At 72.0% G+C, this 16,569-nt stretch carries 14 protein-coding genes; 2 read left to right on the forward strand and 12 right to left on the reverse strand.

All coding sequences use genetic code 11. The annotated features are described in order from the left end of the window. Nucleotides 1-106 precede the first annotated feature (106 nt). Nucleotides 107-1,237, forward strand: a complete 1,131-nt coding sequence (locus tag AOK03_RS32060) for a PQQ-dependent sugar dehydrogenase (protein ID WP_079075083.1) — start codon at nucleotides 107-109, stop codon at nucleotides 1,235-1,237. Nucleotide 1,238: 1 nt separating this feature from the next. Here the strand turns inward: AOK03_RS32060 and AOK03_RS32065 are convergent, their stop codons facing one another. The 7 genes from AOK03_RS32065 to AOK03_RS32095 form a co-directional block, all read right to left on the reverse strand. Then, nucleotides 1,239-1,472 carry a DUF6191 domain-containing protein gene (locus tag AOK03_RS32065; protein ID WP_055568886.1) on the reverse strand — a complete coding sequence of 78 codons (234 nt, stop codon included), beginning with the start codon at nucleotides 1,470-1,472 and terminating at the stop codon, nucleotides 1,239-1,241. Nucleotides 1,473-1,553: 81 nt separating this feature from the next. After that, nucleotides 1,554-4,652 carry a helix-turn-helix transcriptional regulator gene (locus AOK03_RS32070; protein WP_055568887.1) on the reverse strand — a complete coding sequence of 1,033 codons (3,099 nt, stop codon included), beginning with the start codon at nucleotides 4,650-4,652 and terminating at the stop codon, nucleotides 1,554-1,556. Between the two features lie 67 nt (nucleotides 4,653-4,719). Further along, a complete protein-coding gene (locus tag AOK03_RS32075; RefSeq protein WP_055568888.1) occupies nucleotides 4,720-4,899 on the reverse strand; it encodes a hypothetical protein in 180 nt (59 codons plus the stop codon). A 323-nt stretch (nucleotides 4,900-5,222) separates the two neighbouring features. Further along, on the reverse strand, nucleotides 5,223-5,891 hold the full coding sequence (locus tag AOK03_RS32080; RefSeq protein WP_055568889.1) for a hypothetical protein: 669 nt from the start codon (nucleotides 5,889-5,891) through the stop codon (nucleotides 5,223-5,225). Nucleotides 5,892-5,926: 35 nt separating this feature from the next. Next, nucleotides 5,927-6,484, reverse strand: a complete 558-nt coding sequence (locus AOK03_RS32085; RefSeq protein ID WP_055568890.1) for a GNAT family N-acetyltransferase — start codon at nucleotides 6,482-6,484, stop codon at nucleotides 5,927-5,929. After that, complete coding sequence (locus AOK03_RS32090; protein ID WP_055568891.1) at nucleotides 6,453-8,714, reverse strand: MMPL family transporter; 2,262 nt, start codon at nucleotides 8,712-8,714, stop codon at nucleotides 6,453-6,455. The genes AOK03_RS32085 and AOK03_RS32090 overlap by 32 nt, the downstream gene beginning before the upstream one ends. Before the next feature lie 213 nt (nucleotides 8,715-8,927). Then, nucleotides 8,928-11,048 carry a phosphocholine-specific phospholipase C gene (locus AOK03_RS32095; RefSeq protein ID WP_055568892.1) on the reverse strand — a complete coding sequence of 707 codons (2,121 nt, stop codon included), beginning with the start codon at nucleotides 11,046-11,048 and terminating at the stop codon, nucleotides 8,928-8,930. A gap of 192 nt (nucleotides 11,049-11,240) precedes the next feature. On the opposite strand from AOK03_RS32095, the gene AOK03_RS32100 reads away from it, so the two are divergent. Beyond that, nucleotides 11,241-12,458, forward strand: a complete 1,218-nt coding sequence (locus AOK03_RS32100) for an SMI1/KNR4 family protein (protein WP_244177830.1) — start codon at nucleotides 11,241-11,243, stop codon at nucleotides 12,456-12,458. A 78-nt stretch (nucleotides 12,459-12,536) separates the two neighbouring features. Here AOK03_RS32100 and gatB read toward each other — a convergent pair whose 3' ends face one another. The 5 genes from gatB to AOK03_RS32125 form a co-directional block, all read right to left on the reverse strand. Beyond that, complete coding sequence (gene gatB, locus AOK03_RS32105) at nucleotides 12,537-14,051, reverse strand: Asp-tRNA(Asn)/Glu-tRNA(Gln) amidotransferase subunit GatB (RefSeq protein WP_055568893.1); 1,515 nt, start codon at nucleotides 14,049-14,051, stop codon at nucleotides 12,537-12,539. 16 nt (nucleotides 14,052-14,067) lie between these two features. Further along, nucleotides 14,068-14,307 (reverse strand): hypothetical protein, encoded by a 240-nt coding sequence (locus AOK03_RS32110; RefSeq protein WP_055568894.1) that lies wholly within the window; start codon nucleotides 14,305-14,307, stop codon nucleotides 14,068-14,070. Continuing rightward, nucleotides 14,304-15,797, reverse strand: coding sequence for an Asp-tRNA(Asn)/Glu-tRNA(Gln) amidotransferase subunit GatA (gene gatA / locus AOK03_RS32115; protein ID WP_055568895.1), 1,494 nt, complete (start codon nucleotides 15,795-15,797; stop codon nucleotides 14,304-14,306). The genes AOK03_RS32110 and gatA overlap by 4 nt, the downstream gene beginning before the upstream one ends. A gap of 5 nt (nucleotides 15,798-15,802) precedes the next feature. Further along, nucleotides 15,803-16,099 (reverse strand): Asp-tRNA(Asn)/Glu-tRNA(Gln) amidotransferase subunit GatC, encoded by a 297-nt coding sequence (gene gatC, locus AOK03_RS32120; RefSeq protein WP_010984178.1) that lies wholly within the window; start codon nucleotides 16,097-16,099, stop codon nucleotides 15,803-15,805. A gap of 133 nt (nucleotides 16,100-16,232) precedes the next feature. Then, complete coding sequence (locus AOK03_RS32125) at nucleotides 16,233-16,529, reverse strand: LPXTG cell wall anchor domain-containing protein (protein WP_055568896.1); 297 nt, start codon at nucleotides 16,527-16,529, stop codon at nucleotides 16,233-16,235. Nucleotides 16,530-16,569: the final 40 nt, after the last annotated feature.

Consider the following 16,569-nt stretch of genomic DNA (forward strand, 5'->3'; position numbering starts at 1 on the left):
TCGTGACGGCGGATCGGGAACCTGCGGGGCGCGAGCGGTGTATGAACAGGAGAAGCGCTGCGTCGAAGGGATCCTGATCGTGCAACGACCTGCTGTGACAGCCGTGATGGCCGCTGCCGCCCTCGTGTTCGCGGCCGGGTGCTCGTCCGGCGGCGACGAGCCGGACCGCCCCGGGAGCCCGCCGAAGCGGGACGGTTCGAGCCGGCCCGCCACCGGGAAGGCCGGCGCCGACGCCCCGCCGGAGAAGGGCTCGGCGAAGGTCACCCGCACCCTCACCACGGGCCTCAAGTCCCCCTGGGGCCTCGCGCCGCTCCCCGGGGGCGACCTGCTGGTGTCCTCGCGCGACGAGGGCACGATCACCCGGATCGACGGAAAGACGGGCAAGAAGACCGAGCTCGGCTCGGTGCCCGGCGTCTCCCCCGGCGGCGAGGGCGGCCTGATGGGCCTCGCCCTCTCCCCTTCGTACGCCTCGGACCACTTCGTGTACGCGTACTTCACGACGGAGTCCGACAACCGCATCGCCCGGATGCTGTACGACGAGAAGAAGCCCTCGGGCGAGCAGCTGGGCGCACCCGACACGGTCTTCAAGGGCATCCCGAAGGGCATGATCCACAACGGCGGCCGGATCGCCTTCGGCCCGGACAAGATGCTGTACGCGGGCGCGGGGGAAACGGGCGACACCGACCTCGCGCAGGACAAGGATTCCCTGGGCGGCAAGATCCTCCGCCTCACCCCGGACGGCGAGCCCGCGCCCGGCAACCCCTTCGACGACTCCCCCGTGTACTCGTACGGGCACCGGAACGTGCAGGGCCTGGCCTGGGACGAGCAGAAGCGGCTGTGGGCGTCGGAGTTCGGCCAGGACACCTGGGACGAGCTGAACGAGATCAAGCCCGGCGGGAACTACGGCTGGCCGGAGGTCGAGGGCAAGGAAGGCAAGGAGGGCTTCCGGGATCCGGTCGCCCAGTGGAAGACCTCCGAGGCCTCACCGAGCGGTGTCGCCTATGCAGAGGGCTCCGTCTGGATGGCTGGGCTGCGCGGCGAGCGGCTGTGGCGCGTCCCGGTGCGGGGCATGACCGGCGATCCTGAGCCGCAGGCGTTCCTGGAGGGCGAGTACGGCCGCCTGCGCACGGTGGTCGCGGCGGGCGGCGACAAGCTGTGGCTGGTCACCAATGAGACGGACTCGCGGGGCACTCCGGAGAAGGGGGACGACAAGATCCTCCAGGTGCGGGTGAAGTAGGTCAGCTGTCCGGCTCACCGGGGCGGGATATCTCCTCCGCGGATGAGCTCGGGGACTCGTCGGCGCGCGGCGACGGAACGGGGGGACGCACGACCACCTTGCCCGAGGTCAGGTCGATCGGCCCGCGCCCCGGGTCGCCGTCGGCGAGGTCGACGCGGGTCAGCTCCAGGCGCTTCTGTTCGTCGTCGGTGTGCTTGCGCCCCGGCGCGAACAGGGCCTCGATCGCGTTGAACACTGCGCCTCCCAGGAGCCGAGATTCCGCACTCCAGCGTAAGCGAGGCCGCCAAAGTCCTGCTGGGGCGCGGGAACGTGCAGGTCAGCGCATCGCCTGCGCGCTGTCCTGCGTCGGGAAGAGCCGCAGCCGGTGGGCGAGCGCGGCGGCCTCGCCGCGGCCGGTGACGGACAGCTTGGCGAGGATGTTGGAGACGTGGACGCTCGCCGTCTTCGGGGAGATGAAGAGTTCCTCGGCGATCTGCCGGTTGCTGCGGCCCACGGCGACCAGCCGCAGGACGTCCCGCTCCCTGCTGGTCAGTCCCAGCGCCTCGGCGGGGTCGGCCGGGGCCGCGGGGGCGCGGGTGGCCTCGGTGGGGTTCAGGGTGAGGCGGGCGCGCTGGGCAAGACCGGTGATCGCGTCGGTGAGCGGGCGGGCGCCGAGCCGGTCGGCGACCTCCGCCGCCTGGCGCAGGAGGTGGGCGGCGCGCTCGCGGTCGGTGGTGTCCGGGCCGAGCAGCGACTCGGCCAGGCGCAGCCGGGCGCGGGCGAGGTCGAAGGGGCGGTCGAGGGGTTCGAGGGCGGTGACCACGGTGGACCACTCGGCGGGGGTGTCGCGGCCCTCGGAGCGCAGGAGCTCGGCGCGGGTCCATTCGTCGTAGGCCCGCCAGAGCGGGATGGGGGTGGTGAGGGACTTGGCGGCGCCGCGAATCCGTTCGAGGGCGGCGGGGCGGCCGGGTTCGGCGGCGGGCAGGCCGCGGGCGTCGGCCTCCATCTCGGCGGCGGCGAGCAGCAGGGGCCAGCCGTACTTGTAGGTGCCCAGGGGGAGGCCGGTGGCGAGGCTGCGTTCGAGTTCGGCGCGGCCGTCCAGGATGCGGCCCTCGGCGGCGGCGACGCCCAGGGCGATGCGGATCAGGACCAGGAGGTACTGGGGCTGCGGGTCGTGGGTGCCGAGGTGCTGGTGGGCGCTCTGCATGTGCCGGGTGGCGGCGGCGTGGTCGCCGCGGAAGAGGGCCAGGCGGGCCAGGCGTTCGGCGGCCGAGACGCGGGGCTTCGAACTCTGGACGCAGCGCTGGGTGTGCGCGACGGCTTCGGCCGCCTCTTCCCAGCGGCCGAGGGAGATGAGCGACTCGGCGACGTTGGCCCAGACCCAGCCCTCGGTGTCGACCAGGCCGTACCTCCGGCAGAACTCGATGCCCTCCATCCCGACCCGCACGGCCTCGGCGGAGCGGCCGACGCCTTCGAGGGAGGAGGGGAGGTTGATATGGGCCCGGCTCAGGTCGGTGACCAGGGCGTCGCGGACGACGCGGTCCCTGACCTCGTACATCTCGGCGAGCCCGGCCTCGGGGTCGCCCGCCTCGACGAGGAGGGCGCCGCGGGTGAGGCGGGCGTTGAGCTCGATGGTGTCGGCCTTGAGCATGCGGGCGTACTCGACGGCTCGCTCGGCCGCGGCCAGGGTCTCCGGACCGGGGTCGTGGAGCATGCCCCAGGAGGCGCGGTAGACCAGGACGTCGGCGTGCACCTCGGAGGGCGGCAGGCCGCGCATCAGTTCCTGGGCCTTGGCTATCTCGGCCCAGCCGTCGCCGCGGCCGAGGGTGGAGACGAGGCGGGAGCGCGCGATCCAGAACCAGGCGGAGCGGTGGGGGTCGTGCTCCTCGTCGAGGAGGCGCAGGGCGCGCTTGGTGATCTTCAGGGCGCGGTCGCGTTCGCCGCAGAGGCGGCCCGCGACCGTGGCCTCGGCCATCAGGTCCAGATAGTGCAGGGGGGTGGTGGCGGGGTCGCAGCCGCAGGGGGGATAGCCCTCGACGTAGGCGGCGGGGCGGAGCTCCTCGCGGACGGCGTCCGGGGCGTCGTCCCACAGCTCCATCGCGCGTTCGAGGAGGCGCAGTTGCTCGCTGTAGGCGTGCCGGTGGCGGGCTTCGACGGAGGCGCCGAGGACGGCGGGCAGGGCCTTGGCCGCATCGTGCGCGTAGTACCAGTAGGTGGCGAGGCGGGCGGCGCGCTGGTCGGCGGCGACGAGCGTCGGGGCGGCCTCCAGGGCTTCGGCGAAGCGGCGGTTGATGCGGGAGCGCTCGCCGGGCAGCAGGTCGTCGCTGACGGCCTCGCGGACCAGGGAGTGCCGGAAGCGGTAGCCGTCGTCGTCCGGGGAGGCGAGCAGGATGTTGGCGCCGACCGCGGCCCGCAGCGCCTCGATCAGGTCGTCCTCGCCGAGCCCGGCGACCTCGGCGAGCAGCTCGTACTCGACGGTGGAGCCACCCTCGGCGACGATCCGCGCCACCCGCTGGGTGTCCTCGGGGAGCTCCTCCACGCGGACGAGGAGCAGATCGCGCAGGGAGTCCGTCAGGGCCGCGCAGCTGCCGCCGTGGGAGGAGGCGACGGCGAGCTCCTCGACGAAGAAGGCGTTGCCGTCGGAGCGGTCGAAGATGTCGTCCACCAGGGACGGTTCGGGTTCGGTCGCGAGGATCCCGGCCATCTGGCGGGCGACCTCGTCCTTGCTGAGGCGGCCCAGTTCGACGCGGCGCACGGTGCGCAGCCGGTCCAGCTCGGCGAGCAGGGGGCGCAGCGGGTGGCGGCGGTGGATGTCGTCGGCGCGGTAGGTGGCGAGGAGGACGAGGCGGCCGCCGCGCAGGGTGCGGAAGAGGTAGGAGAGGAGGTGGCGGGTCGAGGCGTCGGCCCAGTGCAGGTCCTCCAGGGCGACGACGACGGTGCGGTCGCGGGAGAGGCGCTCCAGGAGGCGTGCGGTGAGTTCGAAGAGGCGGGCCATGCCCTGTTCGTCGGGTCGGCCGCCGGGGGCGTGTCCGTGCGGGGCGGGTCCGGCCAGTTCGGGCAGGAGCCTGGCGAGCTCCTCCTCCTGGCCCTCGGCCGCGGCGGCCAGCTCGTCGGGGAGCCGGCGGCGCAGCGCGCGCAGCGCCGTGGAGAAGGGGGCGAACGGCAGGCCGTCGGCGCCGATCTCGACGCAGCCGCCGAGTGCGACGACCGCGCCCTGCTCTTCGGCGGCCGCGGTGAACTCCTCGACGAGGCGGGTCTTGCCGACCCCGGCCTCGCCGCCGAGCAGCAACGCCTGCGGCTCGCCCGGGCCGGGTCCCCCGGCTCCTTCGAGCGGGGTTCCCGTGGCGCGGGCGAGCGCTTCTTTCAGTACGCCCAGTTCATCGGTGCGACCGACGAACACCGGGCTGACGGACCTGGTCTCCACAGCCGCGAGCATCGCACAGTGCGTGGACGCCGCGGCACCCGTTATCCGCGGAGCGGACACCGGCACAGGCCCGGTCACCTCAGGCGGTCCGCGTGAGGCGGATCTTCCGGAGCGGCGTACTCACCGGCCCCTCGGCTTCCTGGCGGGCCGATCGGCGGGCGGCGGCGCGGGCCTTGCGGGCCTCGCCGACCAGTCGGCGGCGGTCGGCCTGGCGGACCAGCTCGGCGGCGCGCATCCGGTGCATCTCGTACTCGAACATCTCGTACCCCTCGGGTTGTCGGTGGCATCGCCGGTGTCGTTCCCTGCGATGTCTCCACTTTCTTCTCCCAGGGGGGTCGCCCACATCGGGCGGGTGCCGCATCTCCTGAGGCCGGGGGGCCTTAGGGTCTGTCCGGCGGATCAGGGCGCGGGTCGCGGCGCCTGGCACGCCCATCTGCGGCGCAAGGCTGGACGCCCCACGCCCGCGCCCTGATCCGCCGGACAGACCCTAGGCACGACGAAGGGCGGGGCAGGGGCCTTAGCCCCTGCCCCGCCCCTGCCTTAGAGGTGTCCCGTGCCCCGCCTTATAGGCGGGGAGGCGGCTCAGGAAGGTGCCGACGGCAGTCCGAGGAGCAGGTCGGAGTACTTGGCGATGGCCAGGACGAGCCCGATCACGCCGAGCACGAAGCCCGCCCACGCGACGGACTTGATCCACGGCGCCTGCTCCTTGCCGGGGGCGCCGAACGCGGGCCTGACGAGGACCAGGAAGCCGACGACGAGCGCGGAGACCGCGAAGAGACCGGCGATCAGCGCGGTGGCCTGCCAGGAGTCGCCGTAGAGGGCCTGGAGCTGGTCGGAGACGCTCGCGGACTGCTTGGTCTCCAGCTGCCCCATGATGTTCGAGCGTGCCCCGGCGATCGTGCCGACCCAGCCGCCGGAGAGGCCGATCACGCCGAGCGCGGCGGAGACCACGGCGGCGGCGCCCTGGCCGACACCGGTGGACTTGGCGGTCGCCACGGGTGCGGCGTCGAGGTCGGCGTCGGACTCGTCCGCCGCGTCCTCGTCCGTGTCGGCGGCGTCGGCGGCGGCCTCGGTGGTCCCGGCGTCGGCGGTGCCCTCGGGCTCGGCGTCCTCGGGCCCGGTGGCCTCGGCCGCGTCGGACTTCGTGACGTCGACCGCGTCCGGCGTTCCGGCCCCGGTCACTTCGTCGGCCTCGGCCCCGGTCCCGGCCGCGCCCTTGGCGGCGGCCGCGTCATCTGTCTTAGTACCCATGCCACGCACCGTACGGACGGAGTCTGAGAGCTCTCTTAACGCGCGTCCCGCGCGGCCCGCCACTCCGGTGCGAGGACGGACCAGACCTCCATGTCGTGCCGGATGCCCTGCCAGGGGAAGCTCTCCCGCAGCACGCCGTCCTTGGTGAATCCGAGCCGCTTGGCGGCCGCCTTGCTGCGGTCGTTGAGCGAGGAGACGAGCCACTCCACGCGGTGCATGCCGCGCTGGTCGACGGCCCAGTCGATGAGGACCCGGGAGGCCTTGTTCACGAGGCCGCGCCCGGCGGCGGACGGTTCGAGCCAGACGCCGATCTCGCAGCCGTCCACGCTGGTGTCGAAGATCCGGAAGAGGACTCCGCCGACGAGCGTGCCGTCCAGCCAGATGCCGTAGAAGCGTCCGGTGTCGGCGGCCTGCTTGTCGGCGAACACCTGGAGGTGCCGCCGCGCGGTTTCGAGGTCCTTGACCGTCTCGGTGAAGGGCACCCACGGTCCCGCGTACTCCCGGGCCCGCTCGACGTGCTCGAGAAACTCCTGCGCCTGCCACGGCTCGATCGGCCGCAGCTCAGCGCCCTCGGCCAGCGATATCGCGAACATCCTGCTCCTTCGGCCCACTCACGTCTTCGGCAACGTCCCGCTGCCCGGGGATCTTCGCATGTGCGCCGCGCGCGTTCGAACGACATTCGGGCGGCTCGATGCTGATGCGCGGCAGGAGGCGGTCCAGGCGGCGCGGCAGCCACCAGTTGGCGCCGCCGAGCATGTGCATCAGGGCCGGCACCAGCAGCGTACGCAGCACGAACGCGTCGAGCGCGACGGCCGCCGCGAGCGCAATGCCGAACATCGCGATGACGCGGTCGCCGCTGAGGACGAAGGCGAGGAAGACCGAGATCATGATCACGGCGGCGGAGTTGATGACGCGGCCGGTCTCGGCGAGCCCGACGCGGACGGCCCGCCGGTTGTCGCCGGTCTCCAGCCACTCCTCGTACATCCGGCTGACCAGGAAGACCTGGTAGTCCATGGAGAGCCCGAAGAGCACGGACACCATGATCACCGGCAGGAAGGGCTCGATGGGCCCGGCCCTGCCGAGGCCGAGCAGCTCGCTCCCCCAGCCCCACTGGAAGATCGCGACGACGATGCCGAAGGCGGAGGCGACCGCGGCGACGTTCATCGCGGCGGCCTTGAGCGGGATGCCGATGGACCGGAAGGCCAGCAGGAGCAGGACGCAGCCGAGCCCGATGACCACGCCCACGAAGAGCGGCAGTTTGCCGACGATGACCTCGGCGAAGTCGTCGTAGCCGGCGGTGACGCCGCCGACGTGCAGGTCCAGGGAGCTGTCCGCCTCGGCCCGTGGCAGGACGTCGTCGCGCAGCCGGTCGACCAGATCGCTGGTCGCCTCGGACTGCGGTGCCGAGTCGGGGACGACGGTGAGGAAGGCGGCGCGACCGCCGTCGTCGTACGTCACCGGACTGACGGAGGCGATGCCTTCGGTCGACCTGAGCGTCGTGGTGAGGGAGTCGAGGGCCAGCCGGTCGCCCGCTCCGTAGATGTCGCCGACCACGGTCAGCGGGCCGTTGACGCCGGGCCCGAACCCGTCGGCGAGCAGGTCGTACGCCTGCCGTGTGGTGGCCTTCGCCGGGTTGTTGCCCTGGTCGGAGGTGCCCAGGTGCAGGCCGAGGGTGGGCAGCGCGAGCACGGCCATGACGAGGACCGCGACGGCGCCCAGCAGCCTGGGGTGACGCTCCACGAAGACGGCCCAGCGGGCGGCGAGCCCGGTCGGGAGCTCCGGTTCGGGGCCGTGTTCGGCGATCCTGCGGCGTTCGCGGCGGCTGAGGGCGCGCGGGCCGATCCAGCCGAGGAGGGCGGGCAGCAGGGTGACGGACGCGGCGACGGTGAGGACGACGGTCAGCGAGGCCGCGATGGCGACGCCGTTGAGGAAGCCGAGGCGCAGGATGAGCATGCCGAGCAGCGCGATGCAGACGGTGGCGCCCGCGAAGACGACCGCGCGTCCGGTGGTGGCGACCGCGCGCTCGGCGGCGACGGCCACGGGCAGGCCGCGTTTGAGGCCCTTGCGGTGCCTGGTGACGATGAAGAGGGCGTAGTCGATGCCGACGCCGAGCCCGATGAGGGTCCCGAGCATCGGTGCGAAGTCGGCGACGGTCATCAGATGGCCGAGCAGCACGATGCCCGCGTACGCGGTGCCGACGGAGACCAGGGCGGTGGCGATGGGCAGGGCGGCCGCGGCGAGCGAGCCGAAGGCGAGGAAGAGGACGACGGCGGCGACGGCCACGCCGACGACCTCAGCTACCTGGGCGCTCTTGGACTCGGTGAGCCCGATGGCGGTGCCGCCGAGCTCGACCTGCAACCGGTCGGAGGCGGCGGCCTCGGCGGTGTCGACGACGGCCTGCGCGTCGGCCTCGTCGATGTCGTCGGCCTGCTCGCGGAAGGTGACGGTGGCGTACGCCGTGCGGCCGTCCGCGCTGATCCGGCCGGTTTCCTTGCCCTCGTAGGGGCCGACGACGGAGGCCACGGCGGGCAGGTCGGCGATCTCGTCGAGGGCGTCGGACATCGTCTGCTCGACGTCGGCGGCGCGGACGGAGGTGCCGGGTCCGGTGTGCCAGACGACCGTGTCGCCGTCACCGCCGAGGCCGTGGAAGTTGTCGTTCAGGAGCTGGGTGGCGCGGCCCGACTCGGTGCCCGGTACTTCGTAGTCGTTCGAGTACGCGGATCCGGCGACGGCGGCGGCCGACGCGGCGCCGCCGAGAGCGAGGAGCCACAGCAGGACGACGACGAGGCGGTGTCTGACGCACCACCGGGCGAGTGCTGCCACGGACCGGCTCCCTGGTTATTTCGTGGATCTTCACCGGGAGCGGCAGTGCACAACTGAACGGCCCGCAAAGAACGCATGAGTGGCGACATGTGCGCCGCAGTCACCTTGACAGCCCTTGGAGATCCTTGGTCCCTTTCGTGGCCTTACTCACAAGAGCACAAGGAGCGCGGGGGCCCACGGCGAGCCCCTCGCGCACCCTGCGCACGCCGGGCCTCAGCCCGAGACGCTCGCGCGCCCGTTCTCGATGTGACCCATGAGCCGCCGCCGGAAGGCGGCGTCACCGTCGGCGGTCACCTCGACGTCGTACCAGCCGTGCTCGTCGGCGGTGTGCCAGGCGACCGTACGGCTGCTGCGGGCCTTGACGCGGACGACACGCGTCCGCGAACGAATGTCGGATTCATCCACATATCCGAGCGGCTTGACCGTGAAGACGAGGTCGCGGCGGCCGCGGTTGGCCAGTGTGAGGTGGATCTCACGACGGGTGATCGCGGAGGCGACCCGCGCCCCGCCGTCCTTGCCCCCGTCGGCCCTGCTCCCTGCGAACTCGCGCCGGAAGCCGTTCGGCCCGACGACGGTGAAGGCGTACGCGTCCCCCGGCACCGGCACGGTCCAGGAGCCCTTGCGGACGACGTCCTGATGCTGCGGGATGCCGAACTCGCCCGCGTACGGATAGAGCGCGAAGTGCGCGCTGGAGCTGCCGCCGTTGCGCAGCCGCACCGTCAGCGCGCCGCCCTCGCCGGGCGTCGCGTCGGCGTCGGGCTGGTAGGGCAGCGGGCGGGCGCGGCGGGCGCCCGGCTCCTGGACCGGCATGGACTGCTTCAGGGGCGGCTGCGGGGACCAGCGGCCGCTGAACGGGGGGATGGCGCCCGGCTGCTCGACCTCGGGCCGCCGGTGGCCGCGCCGGAAGTCGAAGGCGCCGGTGAGATCGCCGGTGACCTTGCGGCGCCAGGCGCTGATGTTGGGCTCCTTCACCCCCGTCCACTTCTCCAGGAAGCGCACGACGGAGGTGTGGTCGAAGACTTCGGAGCAGACGTATCCGCCGACGGTCCACGGCGAGACGACGAGCATCGGCACGCGCGCGCCGAGCCCGGTCGGCTTCCCCTCCCAGCGCTCCTCCCGCTCCTCGGCGGAGTCGCCGCCGGGCACGGGCGGCGGCACGTGGTCGAAGAAGCCGTCGTTCTCGTCGTAGTTGATGAAGACGGCGGTGCGGCGCCAGACGTCGGGGTGGGAGGCGAGGGCGTCGAGCACCTTGTAGACGATGGTCGCGCTGTGGATCGGCGAGGAGACGCTGGGGTGCTCGGAGTCCTGGGCGGACGGCACCAGATAGGTGACCTCGGCCAGCTTGCCGCGCGCGACGTCCTTGGCGAACTCCTGGGCGAGCGTGCCGGTGGGCACACGCCGCAGACCGCGCTCGAAGAGCGAACGCTCGCTCCGGGTGAGGGTCGCGACGCCCTTGTCCAGGTCGGCGAGCAGCTTCGTGCGCTCCGCCTCGTCCTTGGCGTCGCGCACCTTGGCGTAGAAGGCCTCCATGTAGGTCAGGCCGGTGCCCGCGGCGGTGAGGGCCTTGCGGGCGATGGCCTTGAAGGTGGTGAAGAACTCGATCTGGTTGTCGGTGAAGTTCTCCCACTCGGTGTACGTCCGCCAGCTCACGCCCGCCTTCTCCAGGCGCTCGGCGTACGTGCCCCAGCCGTATCCCGGGTGCGTGCCCTCGTCGTACGCGTCGTTGCCGACGGCCCGCCTGCCGTTCGCCTCGTACCCCGTCCTGCCGCTCCACAAGTGATTGCGATTGGGGCTGGTGGAGGTGTGGATGGAGGAGTGGTAGGCGTCGCAGACGGTGAAGGTGTCGGCGAGTTCGTAGTGCAGCGGGATGTCCTCGCGGGTGTAATACGCCATGGTGGCCGCCGTCTTGGCGGTGATCCAGCCGTCCATCCAGCCGTTGTGCCAGGCCTTGGCGCCACCGCTCCAGGAGTGGTCGAGCGCGCCGATGTACTGGAGGTCCTTCTTCTGCGTCTCGGCGGCCTGCCGCACGGGGAACGGCAGGACGGTGCGCAGGACGTCGGGCTGCTCGAACACCGACTTGCCGCCGGGGAGCCGTATCGCGTTGCGGTCGCCGAAGCCGCGCACGCCCCGCAGGGAGCCGAAGTAGTGGTCGAACGACCGGTTCTCCTGCATCAGGATGACCACGTGCTCGATCTTGTCGAGACCGCCGCCCTTCGGCGGCTCGTGCGCCAACGCCTCCTGCAGCGAGGGCGGCAGGAACGAGCCGGCGGCGGCAACGCCGAGCGCGCCGCCGCCGATCGCCATCAGGCGTCTGCGCGAAATCTCCGGAGTCACGTGGGACCTCCCAGTAGTCCTGGCCGACATCCAATGGTTCTCTGCTGATCCATTGACCTGTACGGCGGGGACGCTAGTGACGCCCGGTTTCCTTGTGAAGGCCGTGGGACGAAGTCGCGGTGAACGTCCAAAAGTTCACCACGGCAGTCCATGGCCGCGGCGTTGTCGGTGGCCGGTGCCATCCTCGGAACCATGGAACTCACCGAGCGCATCGCCGCCTTCACGGAGCTGGTCGGCCCGCCGCCCGACGCCGTGCCCGCCGTCGACTGGGCGGCGGTGGAGGCATGGCTCGAAGTCCCCCTCCCCCGGGACTACAAGTCGCTGGTGTCGGTGTACGGCCCCGTCGAGCTCGGCGAAGGCGCCGCGGCCGTCCGGCTGCACACCCCGTGCGTCAGCACCGACGGGCGGTACGACTACGGGGCCTGGCTGGTCGAGACCCACCGTCACTCCGCGATCCGTCCGGCCATGTTCAGCCGGGAGCGGCGCCGCTTCCTGCCCGACGAGGGCGGCCTGCTCGCCCTCGGCACGACGGCGGGAGGCGACCACCTCTTCTGGGACACCTCGGTGTCGAAGGACCCCGACGCCTGGCCGGTGGTGCTCCTGACCACGTCCGTCGCGGTCGGCGGCGCCGCCCCCTGGGTGGCGTACGACATGCCGCTCCTGGAGCTCCTGTGCACCGCGGTCCACGACGGCGTGCCGAACCCCGGCGAGCCCGGCGGCCTGCTGGGACCACTGCCGCGCACGGCGTCCGCCTGGGCCCCGCTGGCCGGAGCCGGACCGTGGTCGCCACCGCCCCGGGGGACGTACGTCGACGCACGCCAGCACACCGCCCTCACCCAGGGCGAGGGCCTGGCGGCGATCACCGCGCTGATACCGCCGCCGCTCACCCCCCATCTGGGCAACGGCAGTTGGGAAGCGCTCTTCGAACGGCTCGGCACCCGGCTGCCCGCGGACTTCGTGGCGCTGGCGCAGACGTACGGAGCGGGGAACTGGAGCTGGTGGCTCGACATGCCGGCCCCGCTCGACCTCGACCACCGGCTCGGCCTCGCGGCGAACGCCGAGCAGATGCTGGACGGTTACCGCAGCCTGCGCGGCAGCTTCCCCGAGGACTTCCCGCTGCCCGCCTGGCCCGAGCCCGGCGGATTCCTGCCCGTCGCCTCGACCATCGACGGCGACCAGATCGGCTGGTGCGCCGAGGGCGACGACCCCGACCGCTGGCCCGTCGCCGTCAATCCGCGGCACTCGGAACAAGGCCCGCCCCTGGCGGGGAACTTCACCGGGACGCTGCTCAGATGGCTGCGCGGCGGACGCCCTGCCGCGGACGGCTTCTGCTGGCTCCGCAAGGACCAGGACCCGCTGGAGCACATGTTCTTCGAGCCGTTCGGGGCGCCGCGGGAGGACGAGCCGTAACCGGCAGCGCCGCCCCGGGTACGCGAAAGGGCGGCGCGCCCCGGGGGACGCGCCGCCCTCACTCGCGGCGAAGAGACCTCAGCCTTCGCTGACGCCCAGCTTCTCCAGGATCAGCTCCTTGACGCGGGCCGCGTCGGCCTGGCCACGGGTGGCCTTCATGACCGCGCCGACCAGCGCACCGGCGGCCGCGACCTTGCCGCCGCGGATCTTGTCCGCGACGCCGGGGTTGCCTGCGATGGCCTCGTCGACGGCGGCCGTCAGCGCGCCCTCGTCCGAGACGACCTTCAGGCCGCGCTTCTCGACGACCTCGTCCGGCGTGCCCTCGCCCTTCAGGACGCCCTCGATGACCTGGCGGGCCAGCTTGTCGTTCAGGTCGCCGGCGGAGACGAGCGCGGTCACCCGGGCGACGTGCGCCGGAGTGATCGGGAGCTCCTCCAGGGCCTGGCCCGACTCGTTGGCGTTGCGGGCCAGCTCGCCCATCCACCACTTGCGGGCCGACGCCGCGTCGGCGCCCGCCTCGATGGTGGCGACGATCGGCTCGACCGCACCGGCGTTGAGGATCGACTGCATGTCGTGCTCGCTGATGCCCCACTCCTCGCGGAGGCGGTTGCGGCGCACGCGCGGCATCTCGGGCAGCCCGGCCCGCAGCTTCTCGACCCACTCGCGGGCCGGGGCGACGGGGACGAGGTCGGGCTCCGGGAAGTACCGGTAGTCCTCGGCGTTGTCCTTGATGCGGCCCGAGGTGGTGGAGCCGTCCTCCTCGTGGAAGTGACGGGTCTCCTGCACGATGGTGCCGCCGGAGTTCAGGACCGCCGCGTGGCGCTGGATCTCGAAGCGCGCCGCACGCTCCACGGAACGGAGCGAGTTGACGTTCTTCGTCTCCGAGCGCGTGCCGAACTCCTCGCGCCCGTGCGGGCGCAGCGAGAGGTTCACGTCGCAGCGCATCTGGCCCTTGTCCATGCGGGCCTCGGAGACGCCGAGCGCCTTGATGAGTTCGCGCAGTTCGGCGACGTACGCCTTCGCGACCTCGGGGGCACGCTCGCCCGCGCCCTCGATCGGCTTGGTGACGATCTCGATGAGCGGGATGCCGGCGCGGTTGTAGTCCAGGAGGGAGTGCGAGGCGCCGTGGATACGGCCGGTCGCGCCACCGACGTGCGTGGACTTGCCGGTGTCCTCCTCCATGTGGGCGCGCTCGATCTCCACGCGGAAGACCTCGCCGTCCTCCAGCTGGACGTCCAGATGGCCGTTGAAGGCGATCGGCTCGTCGTACTGGGAGGTCTGGAAGTTCTTCGGCATGTCCGGATAGAAGTAGTTCTTCCGGGCGAAGCGGCACCACTCGGCGATCTCGCAGTTCAGCGCGAGGCCGATCTTGATCGCGGACTCGACGCCGATCTCGTTGACGACCGGCAGCGCGCCGGGCAGACCGAGACAGGTCGGGCAGGTCTGGCTGTTCGCGTCCTGCTTGAGGGCGGTCGAGCAGCCGCAGAACATCTTGGTCTTGGTGCCGAGCTCGACATGGACCTCAAGGCCCATGACGGGGTCGTACGTCGCGAGGGCTTCCTCGTACGACACCAGGTCAGAAGTGACAGTCACGGTGAAACTTTCCCTCTCAGCCCAGCAGGACGTCGTCGTCGCCGAGGCGCTTGAGCTCGCGCACGAGCAGCGCGACGCCGGTGACGATGGCGGCAGCGGAGACGACGGCGTCCACGAGACGGAGCGTGTCGTGGTCGTAGCGGGCCTTCTTGGCCTGCTTGAGCACGCTCACCGCACCGAACGCGGTGGTGCCGATCGACAGATACGTGCCGGTCTTGGACTTCTTGAAGCCCTTGGCCTTGTTCAGTGCACTCACAGCGACGGTGCCTCCTCAAGCAGCGGGTGTCCCCACTTTTCCACGAAGGCGGCCTCGACGGCAGCGCCCACCTTGTACAGGCGGTCGTCCTTCATGGCGGGGGCGATGATCTGCAGCCCGACGGGCAGGCCGTCCTCCGGCGCGAGACCGCAGGGCAGCGACATGGCGGCGTTGCCCGCCAGGTTGGTCGGGATGGTGCACAGGTCGGCGAGGTACATCGCCATCGGGTCGTCGGCCCGCTCGCCGATCGGGAACGCGGTGGTCGGCGTCGTCGGGGAGACGATCACGTCGACCTGCTCGAACGCCGCCTCGAACTCGCGGGTGATGAGCGTGCGGACCTTCTGGGCGCTGCCGTAGTACGCGTCGTAGTAGCCGGAGCTCAGCGCGTACGTACCGAGGATGACGCGGCGCTTGACCTCGTCGCCGAAGCCCGCCTCACGGGTCAGCGCGGTGACGTCCTCCGCGGACCTCGTGCCGTCGTCGCCGACGCGCAGGCCGTAGCGCATGGCGTCGAAGCGGGCGAGGTTCGAGGAGCACTCGGACGGCGCGATCAGGTAGTACGCCGACAGGCCCAGGTCGAAGGAGGGGCAGTCCAGCTCGACGACCTCGGCGCCGAGCTGCTTGAGCAGCTCCACCGACTCGTTGAAGCGCTGGACGACACCGGCCTGGTAGCCCTCGCCGGAGAACTGCTTCACGACGCCGACGCGCATGCCCTGGACGGAGCCGTTGCGCGCGGCCTCGACGACCGGCGGGACCGGGGCGTCGATGGACGTCGAGTCGAGCTCGTCGTGGCCGGCGATGACCTCGTGCAGCAGCGCGGCGTCGAGCACGGTGCGGGCGCAGGGGCCGCCCTGGTCGAGGCTGGAGCTGAACGCGACCATGCCGTAGCGGGACACGCCGCCGTAGGTCGGCTTGACGCCGACCGTGCCGGTGACGGCCGCGGGCTGGCGGATCGAGCCGCCGGTGTCCGTGCCGAGGGCGAGGGGGCTCTCGTACGAGGCGAGGGCCGCGGACGAGCCGCCGCCGGAGCCGCCGGGGATGCGGGTCAGGTCCCAGGGGTTGCCCGTGGGGCCGTACGCGCTGTTCTCCGTCGAGGACCCCATGGCGAACTCGTCCATGTTGGTCTTGCCGAGGATGACGACGTCGGCGGCCTTCAGGCGCTTGGTGACGGTCGCGTCGTACGGCGGGATCCAGCCCTCGAGGATCTTGGAACCGACCGTGGTCGGGATGCCCTCGGTGGTGAAGATGTCCTTGAGCGCGACCGGAACGCCGGCCAGCGGGCCGAGCTTCTCGCCCCTGGCCCGCTTCTCGTCGACGGCGCGGGCCTGCGCGAGGGCGCCCTCGCGGTCGACGTGCAGGAAGGCGTGCACCTTCTCGTCGACGGCGTCGATGCGGGCCAGGTGGGCCTCGGTGACCTCGACCGCGGTGAGCTCGCCGGAGGCGATCTTCGACGCGATCTCGGCGGCGGTGAGCTTGATGATGTCCGTCATGTTCTTTAGTCCTCCCCCAGGATCTGCGGCACCTTGAAACGCTGCTGCTCCTGGGCGGGGGCGCCCGAGAGCGCCTGCTCGGGGGTGAGCGACGGACGGACCTCGTCCGCGCGCATGACGTTCGTCAGCGGCAGCGGGTGCGAGGTCGGCGGTACGTCTTGGTCGGCGACCTCCGAGACGCGGGCTACCGCGCCGATGATGTCGTCGAGCTGTCCGGCGAAGTGGTCGAGCTCCTCGGCCTTCAGCTCCAGACGTGCAAGGCGGGCGAGGTGAGCGACCTCCTCGCGCGTGATGCCAGGCATGCGGCGATCCTCAGGGGTGAGTGTGTTGGTGGTGACCCAATCCTATGGGTCACCGTCCCGTGCCCGCGAAACCCTTATCCCGAGTGACCCCGAGCGCCCCCGGCCGCCCGTGGGCGGCCGGGACGGGCGCGGGTCAGCGGCGCCTCCTGGCGGCCAGCACGAGACCGCCGCCGCCGAGCAGCAGCGCGGCGATCGCGCCGAACGCCCAGAACCGGTCGGTGCCGGTCTCGGGGAGCACCGGCGGCGGGGTGACCTTCTCGCCCGCGGCGGCATCGCCGGTCCAGGTCAGCTCCGGCCGGTCGAAGTCGGCGCTCCCCTTGCTCGCCGTCGCGTCGTCGTTCCAGTCGGCGTCGTCGAGGACACCGCTGAGGTCGTCGGTGAGGGTGGCCCCGTCGCCGACAACCCGTACGCACGCCGTGCCGTCATCCATACGGCGGCGCCCGGGATGCGCGGGCGCGCACGATGCGCTA

This window comes from Streptomyces atriruber (genome assembly GCF_001418325.1).
In the GTDB taxonomy this organism is placed as follows: Bacteria; Actinomycetota; Actinomycetes; order Streptomycetales; family Streptomycetaceae; genus Streptomyces; species Streptomyces atriruber.